This is a genomic window from Marinomonas sp. GJ51-14 (assembly GCF_055808695.1).
Genome location: NZ_CM147879.1, coordinates 1,486,544 through 1,500,812, shown reverse-complemented (window position 1 = coordinate 1,500,812; position 14,269 = coordinate 1,486,544). Strand labels below are relative to the sequence as shown.

Annotated in this window: 17 protein-coding genes; 10 read left to right on the top strand and 7 right to left on the bottom strand. The window is 41.7% G+C overall.

All coding sequences use genetic code 11. The features are described 5' to 3' along the window. Positions 1-16: 16 nt before the first annotated feature. The 4 genes from carA to AC0L3Y_RS07305 all read right to left on the bottom strand — a co-directional run bounded on the left by carA (position 17) and on the right by AC0L3Y_RS07305 (position 3,377). Positions 17-1,162: a glutamine-hydrolyzing carbamoyl-phosphate synthase small subunit gene (carA, locus tag AC0L3Y_RS07320; protein WP_473470162.1), complete on the bottom strand. Its 1,146-nt coding sequence runs from the start codon at positions 1,160-1,162 to the stop codon at positions 17-19. 250 nt (positions 1,163-1,412) lie between these two features. Continuing rightward, positions 1,413-1,970, bottom strand: a complete 558-nt coding sequence (locus AC0L3Y_RS07315) for a DJ-1 family glyoxalase III (protein WP_473470161.1) — start codon at positions 1,968-1,970, stop codon at positions 1,413-1,415. A gap of 36 nt (positions 1,971-2,006) precedes the next feature. Continuing rightward, the gene (locus AC0L3Y_RS07310; protein WP_473470160.1) at positions 2,007-2,375 is read right to left on the bottom strand and encodes a GNAT family N-acetyltransferase; all 369 of its coding nucleotides are present in this window, start codon (positions 2,373-2,375) and stop codon (positions 2,007-2,009) included. Positions 2,376-2,498: 123 nt separating this feature from the next. Further along, on the bottom strand, positions 2,499-3,377 hold the full coding sequence (locus tag AC0L3Y_RS07305) for a hypothetical protein (protein ID WP_473470158.1): 879 nt from the start codon (positions 3,375-3,377) through the stop codon (positions 2,499-2,501). A gap of 241 nt (positions 3,378-3,618) precedes the next feature. Here AC0L3Y_RS07305 and AC0L3Y_RS07300 point away from each other — a divergent pair, with 241 nt between their 5' ends. The 5 genes from AC0L3Y_RS07300 (at position 3,619) to AC0L3Y_RS07280 (ending at position 8,230) form a co-directional block, all read left to right on the top strand. Beyond that, positions 3,619-4,410, top strand: a complete 792-nt coding sequence (locus tag AC0L3Y_RS07300; protein WP_473470157.1) for a transporter substrate-binding domain-containing protein — start codon at positions 3,619-3,621, stop codon at positions 4,408-4,410. Between the two features lie 116 nt (positions 4,411-4,526). Then, positions 4,527-5,336, top strand: coding sequence for an amino acid ABC transporter permease (locus tag AC0L3Y_RS07295; RefSeq protein WP_473470156.1), 810 nt, complete (start codon positions 4,527-4,529; stop codon positions 5,334-5,336). 90 nt (positions 5,337-5,426) lie between these two features. After that, positions 5,427-6,410 carry a LysR family transcriptional regulator gene (locus tag AC0L3Y_RS07290; protein ID WP_473470155.1) on the top strand — a complete coding sequence of 328 codons (984 nt, stop codon included), beginning with the start codon at positions 5,427-5,429 and terminating at the stop codon, positions 6,408-6,410. Positions 6,411-6,515: 105 nt separating this feature from the next. After that, entirely contained in the window at positions 6,516-7,490 is a 975-nt protein-coding gene (locus tag AC0L3Y_RS07285) for an isopenicillin N synthase family dioxygenase (protein ID WP_473470154.1), read from the top strand. Between the two features lie 2 nt (positions 7,491-7,492). Beyond that, positions 7,493-8,230 carry an alpha/beta fold hydrolase gene (locus AC0L3Y_RS07280; protein ID WP_473470153.1) on the top strand — a complete coding sequence of 246 codons (738 nt, stop codon included), beginning with the start codon at positions 7,493-7,495 and terminating at the stop codon, positions 8,228-8,230. Positions 8,231-8,291: 61 nt separating this feature from the next. On the opposite strand, the gene AC0L3Y_RS07275 is transcribed toward AC0L3Y_RS07280, so the two are convergent. Then, on the bottom strand, positions 8,292-8,720 hold the full coding sequence (locus tag AC0L3Y_RS07275) for a DUF6314 family protein (RefSeq protein WP_473470152.1): 429 nt from the start codon (positions 8,718-8,720) through the stop codon (positions 8,292-8,294). 519 nt (positions 8,721-9,239) lie between these two features. Between AC0L3Y_RS07275 and AC0L3Y_RS07270 the strand changes: the two genes are divergently transcribed. The 5 genes from AC0L3Y_RS07270 to AC0L3Y_RS07250 all read left to right on the top strand — a co-directional run bounded on the left by AC0L3Y_RS07270 (position 9,240) and on the right by AC0L3Y_RS07250 (position 12,336). Next, positions 9,240-9,512 (top strand): hypothetical protein, encoded by a 273-nt coding sequence (locus AC0L3Y_RS07270; RefSeq protein ID WP_473470151.1) that lies wholly within the window; start codon positions 9,240-9,242, stop codon positions 9,510-9,512. Positions 9,513-9,562: 50 nt separating this feature from the next. Beyond that, positions 9,563-9,835: a hypothetical protein gene (locus tag AC0L3Y_RS07265; protein ID WP_473470150.1), complete on the top strand. Its 273-nt coding sequence runs from the start codon at positions 9,563-9,565 to the stop codon at positions 9,833-9,835. Between the two features lie 50 nt (positions 9,836-9,885). After that, complete coding sequence (locus AC0L3Y_RS07260; RefSeq protein WP_473470149.1) at positions 9,886-10,167, top strand: hypothetical protein; 282 nt, start codon at positions 9,886-9,888, stop codon at positions 10,165-10,167. A 263-nt stretch (positions 10,168-10,430) separates the two neighbouring features. Beyond that, entirely contained in the window at positions 10,431-11,210 is a 780-nt protein-coding gene (locus AC0L3Y_RS07255) for an acetoin reductase (protein ID WP_473470148.1), read from the top strand. 229 nt (positions 11,211-11,439) lie between these two features. Further along, positions 11,440-12,336: a 3-hydroxyacyl-CoA dehydrogenase gene (locus AC0L3Y_RS07250; RefSeq protein ID WP_473470147.1), complete on the top strand. Its 897-nt coding sequence runs from the start codon at positions 11,440-11,442 to the stop codon at positions 12,334-12,336. 97 nt (positions 12,337-12,433) lie between these two features. Here AC0L3Y_RS07250 and AC0L3Y_RS07245 read toward each other — a convergent pair whose 3' ends face one another. Next, positions 12,434-13,441, bottom strand: coding sequence for a TIGR03842 family LLM class F420-dependent oxidoreductase (locus AC0L3Y_RS07245; protein ID WP_473470145.1), 1,008 nt, complete (start codon positions 13,439-13,441; stop codon positions 12,434-12,436). A gap of 103 nt (positions 13,442-13,544) precedes the next feature. Further along, positions 13,545-14,249, bottom strand: a complete 705-nt coding sequence (npdG, locus tag AC0L3Y_RS07240; RefSeq protein WP_473470144.1) for an NADPH-dependent F420 reductase — start codon at positions 14,247-14,249, stop codon at positions 13,545-13,547. Between the last annotated feature and the right edge of the window lie 20 nt (positions 14,250-14,269).

Below are 14,269 nucleotides of genomic sequence, written 5' to 3'. Positions count from 1 at the left end.
CGTTCCGTCCTGTCTTTTAGGCGATAGTGGCTTTGGATGCTTTGATGTTTTCAATGAACTGATCGAACAAAGGCGCAACATCATGTGGCCCTGGGCTTGCTTCCGGATGACCTTGGAAACTAAACGCGCTTTTATCTGTACGAGCAATACCTTGCAAAGAAGCATCAAACAAAGACTTGTGAGTCATCACAAGGTTCGCTGGCAAACTGTCTTCATCAACCGCAAAACCGTGGTTTTGGCTAGTGATCATCACTGTGCCTTTTTCAATAGCTTGTACTGGATGGTTCGCACCGTGGTGGCCGAATTTCATCTTCTTAGTTTTCGCACCAGAGGCCAAAGCTAAGAGTTGATGACCAAGGCAAATCCCGAATACTGGAATAGCCGTTTCAAGAATTTCTTTGATTGCTTGAATGGCGTAATCACATGGCTCTGGATCACCTGGACCATTTGATAAGAAAACACCATCTGGATTCATCGCTAAAACATCACTTGCAGGTGTTTGTGCAGGAACAACAGTCAGGCGGCAACCACGTTCAACCAGCATGCGGAGAATATTGCGCTTCACACCATAGTCATAAGCAACCACGTGAAACTCAGAAGAGTCTGGTGTTGTATGACCTTTAACAAGATCCCAAGTAGATTCTGTCCACTCGTATGCTTTCTTAACAGTCACTTCTTTCGCTAGATCCATGCCTTTCAAACCTGGAAAAGAACGAGCAGCAGCAATAGCTTCTTCTGTTTTCTCTAGAGCATCATCACCTGCGATGATGCAACCCGCTTGAGCGCCTTTTTCACGCAAGATACGAGTTAGCTTTCGTGTATCGATGTCGGCAATACCCACAACACCTTTACGTTTAAGGTAAGAATCAAGAGACTCTTCTGAACGCCAGCTGCTAGAAATCAAAGGAAGATCGCGAATAATCAACCCTTCACACCATACATTGCTGGATTCTTCATCTTCAGAGTTAACGCCAGTATTCCCGATATGGGGATAGGTCAAGGTGACCATTTGTCGAGCATAGGAAGGATCGGTAAGAATTTCTTGATAACCAGTCATTGAGGTATTAAATACTACCTCAGCAGTTGATGAGCCATCAGCTCCGATCGACACGCCTTTAAATACAGTGCCGTCTTCCAGAGCTAGAATCGCTGTTGTTGCCAAAGGAACCTCCCGTTTAGAGCCTATTCAGGTTGCAAAAAAGCGAGACGAACCTAGATTCATCTCGCTTTTAAATAATTGCGTTTTTGATACTGATTTATCATTTGTCTTTCTGATAAATACAACGCTCAAAAAATCTGAGCAATTTTACTATTATACGCCGCGATCGTCCACCTTGAATGCCAAGTAAATCACCAAAAACGCCCGATTTTACGGCTTTTTGACTGACTCTTTAGTCAAGAATAGGCAGCCCTTAGCAGAGTAGGTCATCTGCCACTTTTTGGGCTGTTTCATATCCTTTCAAGTTACCCAAAACAGTCAATGAAAACACCATGGCTGCCGCTGGCCCTTTTCCAGTAAGGATGTTCTCATCCATCACGACAGGAAGGTCGGATATATATTCAGCACCTGTTAGACCATCTTCAAATCCTGGGTAACATGTCGCCTGCTTATCAATAACATAACCATGCGTACCAAAGACAACCGCTGGTGATGCACATAAAGCCGCCAGCAAGGCGTCTTCTATGTCATGTTTTTCTAACATATTCGTTAATAATTCACTGTCTCGCAGGTTTTCAGCCCCCGGCATTCCGCCAGGCAACACAATGGCGTCATACATTATGTCAGTAACGTCTGTTAACAAAACATCAGCTTCAAGCTTACAACCATGTGCCATAGTCACTTGCTTTGAGTCATGCACACTCGCCATCGTCACTTCAATACCACCACGACGCAACACATCAATAATAGTGATTGTTTCAATGTCTTCATTGCCGTTGGCGATAGGAACCAATACTTTGCTCATATTCATACTAAAACCCCAGCCTCTTCTATAAATAAATGTATTTTACACTTTCAACGTAAACAAACAGGCTGCTTCATAGCCCAGTTCTGTTTGATAATAATTTTTTCGACGCCCCACTAGCTCAAAATCTAAAGATTTATATAAGCTAATCGCACTAATATTTGATTCTCGTACTTCTAACAAGTATTCCGTTACATTGTGTTGCGCTGCATCATATAACCAAGCTGCCATTAACTTCTTTGCGTAACCTTGCCGACGTGCAACAAGGCTCACAACAATCAACTCTAACTCAGACTGATCCCCCCATTGAGAGGCTGTCAGCCAACCCAACAATGAAGTTTCAGTTTTGCCTAACTTTTCTTCAACTTGCTCTACTACCCAGTTTTTTCTTGTTTTTAGAGCATCAAGCACCAAAGATTCCCCCAAGGATGAGGGTTCGATACAGCATCAAGAAAAACAAGAGCCTGAAGGTCAGACTCAACAGCCTGACGAATAGAGATAGACGACACCATAAGATTCAGCGCCCTGTAATAATTAGATACTTGAATGAGGGGTTACGTTAAAAAAGCTAGATTGCATAACGTCCCATGCTTCTTTACGTAACTCAGGAATACGATACAATTCCGATAAACTAACAATGCGCGCGGTTGGGTAGGTTTTCAAGGGGCTTTCAGCTGGTAAATCGTCAACCAATTGGGAAATATGATCACCAGCAAGCACCAACATGGGTTGCTCAGGAAAACTCTTCACCAAACGAGCAACATAACTTTCGACAGCACCAAACAACCAATCTGTGCGCGTCAGAAAATGCTGATTTCTTAATGCACCCGGCCAAGAAAAAGCACTACCTTGCCACTCATCGATAGGCTGCTTTAATAAAGCTTGTCCCATTTTCAGAGCAAGCCTTTCAACGTCTTCTTCTTGCGAAAACATTTGCGGCACATCACTCAAAATCAGTAATTTATTCGACAAAACATAAGCACGAATATCAAGACGCGTAACTCGACTAGTAATCGCTGGATCAGGCTCAACTATAATATCCACGGCCAACTCTTCAATTGGCTGTAAATCTTCAACAATAATTTCTGGCCCAGCATTCAGCTGTTCACGGAGATGATTGACAGATTGCTCTTTCTCTTCTGGCAACATTTTAACCACAGGTTCAGATACACCAAAACCAGCAGAGGCTGTATTCGTAACTGAATTCTGTGAAGACTTATCAAACGAAAGAGAGGTAAGGTTAGACACATTATTAACGTCAGTTGTACTAACTTCAGACACCAAACCCCAGGCTTGAGTCGGCATAAATACCGTACCCGAAACACCTTCAGACGCAGACAACCAAGAAACAACGCCCATTTGCCCTAAGCAATGAGTTTGAAAAGCTTCCTTTGGAGTGAGTTCACGAAACATATCGATTTTACATCTCTGCACTTATGGTTAAATCTATTGATTAAACAATCTGCAAGATTATTTACTGGTTTAAATGTCTTTTATTTTCGACTGAAAAACCATGACAAATATACGCGCTTACGTCATGACATGCTACTTGATCACTACAAGATTCAATGGTCTGACATTCATCTACTGTGTATAATCCCGGCCATTATTAAATCCCACACAACCCAACACATAGCCTAAAAGGTAAAACACCATGATCTCTATGCTATCTCGCTTAGCCATTATTGCGGCCGTATCCATCAGCAGCTTGAGCTTTGCCGACAGCTTGCCAGATCTAAAAGGCCGTACTATTTTGGCTGTAACTGAAAACGCTTACACACCTTTAAACTTTGTGGATCCAGCCACAGGCAAAGGCATTGGTTGGGAATACGATGCAATGAATGAAATTGGTAAACGTCTAAATGCCAAAATCGAATGGCACTTAAGTAGCTGGGACACAATGATCCAAGCAGTAAAACAAGAACAGTACGACGTTGGTATGGATGGCATTACCATCAACGAAGAACGGGCACAGCAAATTGACTTCTCTGCTCCTTACTTAACATCTCAACAGTTCATGTTGGTTCGAGCAGATGAAAACCGCTTCACCGATGCAAAATCTTTCGCGGCGAATGATGATTTTCATTTTGGAGCGCAAGCCGGCACAACGAATTTCTACGTTGCCGTTTATGATGTATTAGATGGCAATGAAGACAATCCTCGCATTACTTTATTAGAAACCTTTGGTGCATCAGTTCAAGCCCTAAAATCAGGCGATGTGGACAGTGTATTAATGGATGCGGCCTCAGCCCGTGGTTACATTGGAGCAAATCCAGGCGCGTTTAAAATCATCGGCGGTCCATTAGGCTCAGAAGATTTTGGTTTTATCTTCACTCCGGGCTCTGACCTTGTTGCGCCAGTCAACGCCGCTATAAAAAGCATGAAAGCTGATGGTACTTTGGATGCACTAAATAAAAAATGGTTCTTCGACTATAACCAGCAGTAAAGCGATAACCAATGACTCTATATTAAGAGTCTGCCTGTAACCGATCCTCTCTTGTTAAACTGACGATCGGTTTTTTCTTTATTCAACCATCTATTAAATGGTTGCACAGTTACGTAATGATGCCTTTGAAACGAACGTTAGAACGCACACCTTGGTGGCTAGTCACCATTCTTGTTATCGCCTTAGTTTTACTATGGAACATGATTGCCGATCAAAGCTACCAAAGAATTGCGGGCGCGCTAAGCGAAGGATTACTGACGACTATAGGCGTCACCTTTATGGCTTTCATCATTGCCAGTTCTATTGGTCTGGTCGTGGCTTTAGCAGGATTTTCTCGTTATCGCATCATACGTGAAACGGCTCGTTTCTATGTGGAAATTTTTCGCGGCATTCCTGTTCTCGTTTTACTTTTTTATATTGCTTTTGTGGGGGCACCGGAAGTAGTTAACTTTTACAACTGGGCAATGCAAACTCCTATTGAACAAGGCTGGATTGAAAAAGCACGAACTCGCGACTTTACTTTATTGTGGCGTGCCATCATTGCTCTCGCTATTAGTTACAGTGCCTTCATTGCGGAAGTATTTCGTGCAGGCATTCAAGAAGTGGGCAAAGGCCAAATCGAAGCTGCACAAGCACTTGGCTTATCAAGTTGGCATCGCTTCCGCCTAATCATTTTGCCACAAGCCATGAAAAAAATATTACCACCTCTTGGTAATGACCTTGTCGCCATGATCAAAGACTCTGCTCTTGTTTCCGTTTTAGGCGTACAAGACATCACCCAACTGGGTAAAGTCTTTAGCTCTTCTACCTTTCAATTCTTTGAAACTTACAACGTCGTCGCCTTCATGTATTTAACGCTAACATTGAGCCTATCACTGTTAATTCGGGCTTTTGAAAGTCACTTAAGGCGCAACGACAACCATTGACTAAAGACATAGCAAATTAACACTACCTAGCCAGTGATTATTGAATAGATAAAACCCATCGCACAAACTTCCACTATAAGATTGTCTACTTTGAAGTTATTATCGTTAGCTTCATGTACTCTACATCACACACTGGATCACTCATTGACTTCAAAAAGGCGCATTCATTCCACTGCCATTTATTGCTTTGATAGTGTTCGACGCCTCGGATCAATTAGAGAAGCATCCCGTTCGCTTAACATTGCGACATCGGCTGTTAGTAGACAAATACAAAAGCTGGAAGATGATCTTGAAATCCAGCTTTTCGAAAGATCACCGAATGGTTTGAAACTGACCTCTGCAGGAGAAAGTTTCGCAAGACACGCACAAATGGTGTTAAAAGATGCAGAGCGCCTTTACTCGGAAATTGACGCCATAAAAGGTATACAAAAAGGGCATATTGAAATCGCTACAGTAGAAGGTCCTTCTATCGAGCTCATACCCCGTGTAATAAAAGATTTCCGGAAGCGCTTTCCAAATATATCGGTTGGAGTCCACGTAATAGGCTCATCAAAAACACCCGAATTGATTATCAATGGCGATGTGGATATTGGCTTAGCCTTTGACCTTGAACATTTAAGGGATTTAAACCAATTATGGGTACAAAACTATGTCCTTGGTGCCGTCGTAGCACAGGATCACCCACTTGCTAGTAAAGAAGAAACCAGCCTTCAAGAATGCAGCACGTATCCATTAATCCTAAGTAAAAAAGGCCTCTCGATTTATAAGCATCTGAGCAGTTTTATTAATCTGATAGGCCCATCTCACCAAGTGATCGAAACCAATTCTGTAGAGTTATCACGAAAACTCGCAATGAGCGGTATGGGCATAGCGTTTCAAACGATTATCGGAATAGAAGAAGATCTAGCGCATCAAAGGTTATTTCATATTCCAATCACTCAGCCAAACAGAATTAATTCTGAACTGGGCGTCTACGTCAGAGCAAACAGAACCTTACCTGTTGCAGCAGATCATTTTGTCAGAGACCTCATTCACGAGCTTAGCCAAGCGTCACAATTTACTACCATCGAGTGATGCCTTTTCAGCAACACCCTCATCGAAAATAAGCGTTATCAACACTCACTATTCGACTGATAGGATGACACTTCATTCGTCAAACATTCGGATAATTGGTGAGATATGAAGGTTCAAAACACAATCACTACGGCGTTACCTATTATTGATTTATCTGGCTACCAACAGGCACCTCTCCCTCAAAAAAAAGAACTAGCACTAAAAATAGGAAAGGCTTGTAAAGAATACGGTTTCTTTTACATTATCGGCCACGGTATTAAAGAGTCACTGCAAACGAATCTATTTTCCGAAAGTTCACAACTCTTCGATTTACCCTTAGAAAGCAAACTCAAAGTAGACAAGCAATTGTCTAAGGCAAACCGAGGCTACGAGCCGCTTCGAAATCAAACACTGGAAGCAGGCTCACCGCCTGACGTAAAAGAAGGCTTTTACATAGGTTTTGACCATGACGCTGAACACCCATTAGTAAAAGCGAATAAATTTAACTTTGGACAAAACCAATGGCCAACGGAACGTCCAAATCTGAAACGGGTGGCAACCGACTATTTAAGTGCAATGACTTCTCTGTGCGAAGAACTTATGTCTCTGATTGCTCTATCACTCAACTTACCCGATGATTTTTTCAATGACTTCTGCCATGACCCACTCGCTACATTAAGGTTGCTTCATTACCCACCACAACCAGTTAACCCAGCAAAAAATGAAAAAGGCTGCGGTGCTCATACTGACTTTGGCGGGTTAACACTTCTTTTACAAGATGAAAATGGTGGACTGCAAGTATGGTCGAATAAAACCGAAGACTGGATTGATGCACCGCCGATTCAAGGAAGTTACGTCGTGAATATTGGCGACATGATAGCACGATGGACAAACGACCAATATCGTTCAACCTTACATAGAGTCATCAACAAAAGTGGCAATGAACGATACTCCATTCCATTCTTTTTCAGTGGTCATTTAGACCATGAAGTGAAGTGTATACCAACCTGCCTACCAAAAAACGAACAACCAAAATACGCACCAACCACGGTTGAAAAACACATGATCCAAATGTACCAAAAAACCTACGGAGAAAAATAACCATGACCAATCTGGTTTTTATCCATGGAGCATGGGCAAGTGGTTGGGCGTGGGAATCTTTGCTCCCTCACTTCGACGCTTCCGTTATGCCATGTCACACAGTTAATCTACCGGGAAGTGAAAGCTACGAAACCTCACTTGATTCAAAAGCAGGTATAAAAGAATACACGTCGCACGTTTTGAATGTCATTTCTGATATAGATGACCCTGTTTGGTTAATCGCGCACTCTGGTGGTGGCCTCACTGCAACAGCGGTTGCAGAAGAAGTACCAAACAAAATTGCAGGCATCATTTATGTTGCTGGCATGATGCTGCCCAGCGGCATGAGCTTTACTGAGCTTTGTCAGAGAGTTTCCCGGAACGGAATCAACACACAAGGCATTGCGCCCTATCTTCAGCAAACACCACACGGTACCAAAGTTAAAGTAGAAGGCATTACGGAGGTTTTTCTTCATGACGCCACAGAAGATGCCATCAATCTAGCCAATAACAAAATGGTGATTCAACCGAATGCTTCAAGAGTTATCGCTATAAACTGGACGCCAGAAGGCGTGGGCAGCATTCCAAAGTATTACATCATTGCAGAAAGTGATCGGTCACTGGTTCCTGAAGTCCAACAAGAAATGATAAAGCTTGTTTCTCCTAATGGAGTCGCCTCTCTTAATTGTGGGCACTTTCCTCAAATAGTAGTTCCAGAACAACTTGCCGAAGTCATAATCGGATTTATCAATGACAAATAGCTCGGACTGACTCGCCATAAGTAACAAAAGCCAACATCACGTTGGCTTTTTTTTGATGAAATCACATTCGAGTAAATTGTGTTTGTATAGAATAGTCTTTCTTCGGACCAATCACGCTAAAGCTCAATTCAAACTCATTATCTGATAAAAATTCAAACTTCGCGTCATAATGGTCTTTAATACATAAATGATGCGACGTCAGAACACTGGCTTGGGCGAAAGCAAAACTCAGAAACAAATCTCCTTTTGTTGCGCCATCAGAGAAAAATATATCAAAGCCTTCATCTGTCATTCGATACTGATAAGTACGAAACGCATTTGGCTTTTGATCCTGACCTTTATTCTGAGCACTCGACAAAACCATAGCTTCTTTAAAATCTAAGTAATCATCACGCACATCATTAACCTGAAACGTCGCCTGTCCTGCTATTTCGCCGAAACCAGAAATAACCCGCTGCACCCTCCAGCTCCCCAAAAAATACAATGACACTGCACTTGCTTCTATTACATACATTATTATTGTCGACCTGTGAAAGTGAGACCTAAAACAAAGCAAATATTATCGCTCCATTCTTTATCTTTGAGCATATTTAAACGAAATGTCGTGACCGATTAATATGAATCCTAAACACCCAATATTTTCATAAAAAAACATTGTGCAAGTTGTTATTTAATAAATCCGTATTTATGCCTCATAGCATCATTTTATCCACTTTAGCTTTCTCAAACTATGTAAGCTTTTCGATCTAGAGTACTTATTCATCAAGATAATTCGTTGCCTTTTGAAATATCCATCCTCATTTTCAAGAAACGCTCAGTTTCGCCCTTATTTTGCTAAAAATCTGCATATTTAAGCAATTATGGACGTAAAAATGGCTATCTGGCAAACACAAGGGAAGCGTCGGAAACGCTATTTCAATATAAATTTTTTCCTCTAATATGAACTTCATCAGACGGGGACTTACTTACTAAGCCTCAATTAATATGAATATATGAAAGGGAAATTATCATGAAAAAATTAACAACTATCGTAGCAACTCTTATTACTGCATCAGTTCTATCTACTTCTGCTTTCGCTTCTAGCGATGACAGCCCTCGTGAAGAACTACGCAGCGCTAAAGCAGGTGTTGAAGCACTTGCCGTAACTCTTGAAAACTTAGGTCAAACTGTTGATACAAACGTTGATTTGAACGGTGCTTATACTTTTAGTCAAAAAGAAGCTGTTTACAATGCTAAGCATGCTGAACTTCAAGCACAATTTAATGAATTGAACGCTCAATAAAAACGTAGTTAGCGATTAACAACTAAACCCAATTTTAAAAGGACACTATCATGAAAAAATTAACAACTATCGTAGCGGCTCTTATCACTGCATCTGTTCTATCTACTTCTGCTTTCGCTTCTAACGATGACAGCCCTCGTGAAGAACTACGTAGTGCTAAAGCAGGTGTTGAAGCACTTGCCGTAACTCTTGAAAACTTAGGTCAAACTGTTGATACAAACGTTGATTTGAACGGTGCTTATACTTTTAGTCAAAAAGAAGCTGTTTACAATGCTAAGCATGCTGAACTTCAAGCACAATTTAATGAATTGAACGCTCAATAAAAACGTAGTTAGCGATTAACAACTAAACCCAATTTTAAAAGGACACTATCATGAAAAAATTAACAACTATCGTAGCGGCTCTTATCACTGCATCTGTTCTATCTACTTCTGCTTTCGCTTCTAACGATGACAGCCCTCGTGAAGAACTACGCAGCGCTAAAGCAGGTGTTGAAGCACTTGCCGTAACTCTTGAAAACTTAGGTCAAACTGTTGATACAAGTGTTGATTTGAACGGAGCCCATACTTTTAGCCAAAAAGAAGCCGTTTACAGCGCTAAGCACTCGGATCTTCAAGCACAATTCGACGAACTAAGATTGAATTCTGCAGAGTAATCCCCTCTCTGCTTCATTCAAGATTTGTTCGATAAAAAAGCCTCAATGTTATTTTTTAACATTGAGGCTTTTTTCGTTTTGATCTCTTAATTACTCAAGCATCTTACCCCACCAGACATTACACTTAATTGTTATCTCATACTTAACCCTTCATTGACCTATATCTACGCGATGTAGCACTCCACTCTGTAGAATATAACTCAGGTTATCAAGATCGGTTTTTCCGATCATCCGACGTCAAACTCATCAGCAAGGAGTATGTTATGTCATTACAAGGTAAAGTCGCGCTAGTAACAGGTTCAGGACAAGGCATTGGTCGAGGTATTGCACTACGTTTAGCAAAAGACGGTGCAGATATTGCCATCGTTGATTTAAACGAAGACAAGATGCGTAAAGTAGCTCATGAAGTAGAGGCGCTTGGTCGTAAAGCCACTATTTTCAAAGCCGATATCAGCGATCAAAAACAAGTGTATGCTGCCATTGATCATGCCGAAAACGTCTTAGGCGGATTTGACATCATGGTCAATAACGCCGGTATTGCACAGGTTCAAGCACTTGCCGACGTCACTCCAGAAGAACTGGACAGAATCCAGAAAATCAATGTTGGTGGCACCCTATGGGGAATCCAAGCTGCCGCAAAAAAATTCATCGCTCGCAAACAAAAAGGTAAAATCATTAACGCCTCTTCTATTGCAGGACATAATGGTTTTGGCCTACTTGGTGTGTATTCATCAACCAAGTTCGCGGTACGAGCATTAACTCAAGCAGCCGCACAAGAATACGCAAGTGCTGGCATCACGGTAAACGCTTATTGCCCAGGCGTGGTTGGTACCGATATGTGGACAGATATAGACAAACGGTTCTCTGAAATCACAGGTGCAGCAATTGGTGAAACTTACGATAAATATGTGGGTGGCATTGCCCTTGGCCGAGCAGAAACACCAGACGACGTCGCCGGCTTTGTTTCTTATCTAGCCGGACCAGATTCTGACTACATGACAGGTCAAGCTCCGCTCATCGATGGCGGCATGGTTTACCGTTAATTTATCCGCAAAAACAATACTGGATAAAAAAGAACCCCAATGTAGGAAAACTAATATTGGGGCTCTTTTATTTCTTCGGTTAATACGATTTTAACGTGGAGTGGTTTCTAAATTTTGGTCAAAATGATCACATCTAGTCTGTGAATCTCACCAGATTTACTCATAAATGGTTCACCAGCCCTTGAAACGAATCACACTCTAATTTTCAATACGAGAGGAGAGTAGTGTCATGACATATAAAAATATAACGGTAGCTGGAAGTGGTGTTTTAGGATACCAAATTGCTTTTCAAACAGCCTTTCATGGATTTAATGTAAGCGTTTATGACATCAACGATGATGTTTTAGAAAAAGCAAAATCAAAATTTCAAACCTTGAGTGATGCTTTTAAAACAGACTTAAATGCGACTCAAGAACAGTTAGATAAAACATTTAAAAACTTAAGTTACACATCAGATTTGAAAGAGTCAGTAAAAGATGCTGACCTAATTATCGAAGCGGTTCCTGAAAACCCAAAGACCAAAATGGATTTTTATGAACAATTGGCTCAGGTTGCTCCAGCAAAAACGATTTTTGCAACTAACTCATCGACTCTCTTACCGAGCCAACTAGCGGAAGCAACGGGAAGACCTGCTCAGTTTGTCGCGCTGCATTTTGCGAACAATATTTGGACCCATAATACTGCTGAAATAATGGGACATCCAGCAACGGATCCTAAGGTGTTTGACGATGTCGTTGAGTTTGGTAAAGCCATAGGAATGCTGACACTGCCACTACAAAAAGAACAACCAGGGTATATATTAAACACTCTGTTGGTTCCTTTATTAAGTGCTGGTTTGGACTTACTGATAAAAGGCGTTGCCGACCCTGAAACGATTGATAAAACATGGATGAAAGCCACTGGAGCACCTATTGGTCCATTTGCCATATTAGACACAGTTGGCATCACAACCGCATATAATATCAATCAGTTATCAGCCCAAAAGACAAACGACCCGCTTAAAATTAAAACGGTAGAGTATTTAAAAGAAAACTTTATTGATAAAAATAAACTGGGTGTTTCAACGGGAGAAGGATTTTATAAATACCCAAACCCAGCGTATTTGGACTCGGATTTTTTAAAGTAAAATATTAGCAATAACCCTAAGCGATTTTCACCACAAAAAAGCCAACTCAAGGTTGGCTTTTGGATCACTTAGGGAGGTTATCTAGTGAATAGCTAAATTACGCCTTATTAAACTCTGGAATAATTTCTCTTCCATATTTCGCGATAATTTCTTCTTCATCACCACTGTCTAGATAGATGTTAAATTGCGTTGTACCCGCCGCTTCTAAATCTTTGATACGAGCGATATGATCTGCCGGTGTACCCAGTACACAGAAACTTTTCACTATGTCTTCGGTGATGAAATCTAGGAATGGGTTGTCGCTTTGACCGTGTTTTGAGTAATCGTAACCACGGCGTTTTTCGATGTAGTCGGTTAAGCTTTTTGGAACTAAGCCAGAATCACTACCGTATTTTTCAACGATATCCGCCACATGATTCCCCACCATAGCTGGGAACCATTTTGTGTGTTCAATGCAATAATCCATATCACCAAAGTATGCAGGCGCAGCCGCTTGAACTTTGAAGTTAGACATATCACGACCCGCTTCTTCACCAGCTTTAATAGATTGATCCTTAAACCATTTTACAAGATCTGGATCACCAATTTGTAGAATCAAACCATCACCTACTTGACCTGCTGTTGCCAAGGCTTTAGGCCCATAGGCACCGATCCAAACGGGTAATTCATAACCTGTTGCCCAAGGTAATTTGACTGGTTCAGGACATTCACCGTATTCAACTTCTTCACCACGAACCATGGCTTTTACTTTAGTAGTAAATTCGGCAAGACGCGCCAACGTCGCAGGTTTTTTACCCATAACGCGCATAGAGGAATCACCACGACCAAGGCCAATATCAAAACGGCCATTACTTTGATGTGCCAAACTGGCGTATAAGCTAGCAGACAAAGACCAATCACGAATATTCGGGTTAGTCACGCAAGGTCCGAAACGCATAGTTTTTGTATGTTCCATACACATAGCCATAGCGACGAAAGACTCGCGCCAAAGGATATGAGAATCGTAAAACCAGCAATAAGTAAAGCCAGCTTCTTCCGCCTGACGGATAAGATTTCGTGCGCGATCTGGGCTAACAAAACCTTTAAACGTAATACCAAATTCCATAATGTATTCCTCTTGTGATTATGCTTTTAATAATATTTTTCGACGTTTGAGCCTGTGTTTAATAATCTATTAGTGAACTGTCCCCGTATTTCAGGAACCACTCCTAATGATCAGGTGGGCAAATACGAACTCCGGCGTGCGAAAACGGTACTTCTTTCGAAATATTCAGACGGATCAAAATTGGTGTCAGAGCTTCAACACAACGAGCACTTTCAGCCAAGCCCGCGTTATAAGCTGTCGTGCCCATTTTTTCGATGAGCGTCATGACTTTTTTCTTCGCAGCCAAATCGTTACCACAGACCAAGATGTCACAGTTGATAGGACGAGAAAGGTCGTTCAAAGTAATGGCAGAGACGTTATGTAAGGCGCCAACAACGGGGATATTGTCACCCAACAAAGCTTGTGCGGCTTCGGTAACTGAGCCTTCTTTTGGCATTTCAACTGCTTTCGGGTTACCTGGTGCCAATGGTACAACGATGTCGACTAATACTTTGTCGACGAGCAAAGGTGCCAATGTACTTAGGGTCACGTCATGACCACTATAAGGCACAGAAAGAATTACTAACTCATCTGCCGCCGAGGTTGCGTCTTCCATGGACAAACCTGTGATGTCGGCCTGCCCCCCTTTTTCTTCCGGTACGTTTTCGGCCAACAAAGTCATTAGCTCTTTGGCAGCTTCTTCTGCTTTAAAGGCATCACGGGAACCCAGAACCACGCTTACGCCAGCTAATGCCAAACGCAATGCTAGCCCTTTACCTTGTGGGCCTGTGCCGCCAATGATGGCAACTTTTCCGATTGTGTCTTTCATAGTTTTCTCACTTTTTGATT

Coding starts and splice junctions, on each gene's coding strand:
- AC0L3Y_RS07250 (WP_473470147.1), top strand. CDS start 11,440: ATGACATATAAAAATATAACGGTAGCTGGAAGTGGTGTTTTAGGATAC.
- AC0L3Y_RS07265 (WP_473470150.1), top strand. CDS start 9,563: ATGAAAAAATTAACAACTATCGTAGCGGCTCTTATCACTGCATCTGTT.
- AC0L3Y_RS07260 (WP_473470149.1), top strand. CDS start 9,886: ATGAAAAAATTAACAACTATCGTAGCGGCTCTTATCACTGCATCTGTT.
- AC0L3Y_RS07280 (WP_473470153.1), top strand. CDS start 7,493: ATGACCAATCTGGTTTTTATCCATGGAGCATGGGCAAGTGGTTGGGCG.
- AC0L3Y_RS07315 (WP_473470161.1), bottom strand. CDS start 1,970: ATGAATATGAGCAAAGTATTGGTTCCTATCGCCAACGGCAATGAAGAC.
- AC0L3Y_RS07295 (WP_473470156.1), top strand. CDS start 4,527: ATGATGCCTTTGAAACGAACGTTAGAACGCACACCTTGGTGGCTAGTC.
- AC0L3Y_RS07255 (WP_473470148.1), top strand. CDS start 10,431: ATGTCATTACAAGGTAAAGTCGCGCTAGTAACAGGTTCAGGACAAGGC.
- AC0L3Y_RS07285 (WP_473470154.1), top strand. CDS start 6,516: ATGAAGGTTCAAAACACAATCACTACGGCGTTACCTATTATTGATTTA.
- AC0L3Y_RS07245 (WP_473470145.1), bottom strand. CDS start 13,441: ATGGAATTTGGTATTACGTTTAAAGGTTTTGTTAGCCCAGATCGCGCA.
- AC0L3Y_RS07300 (WP_473470157.1), top strand. CDS start 3,619: ATGATCTCTATGCTATCTCGCTTAGCCATTATTGCGGCCGTATCCATC.
- AC0L3Y_RS07270 (WP_473470151.1), top strand. CDS start 9,240: ATGAAAAAATTAACAACTATCGTAGCAACTCTTATTACTGCATCAGTT.
- npdG (WP_473470144.1), bottom strand. CDS start 14,249: ATGAAAGACACAATCGGAAAAGTTGCCATCATTGGCGGCACAGGCCCA.
- AC0L3Y_RS07305 (WP_473470158.1), bottom strand. CDS start 3,377: ATGTTTCGTGAACTCACTCCAAAGGAAGCTTTTCAAACTCATTGCTTA.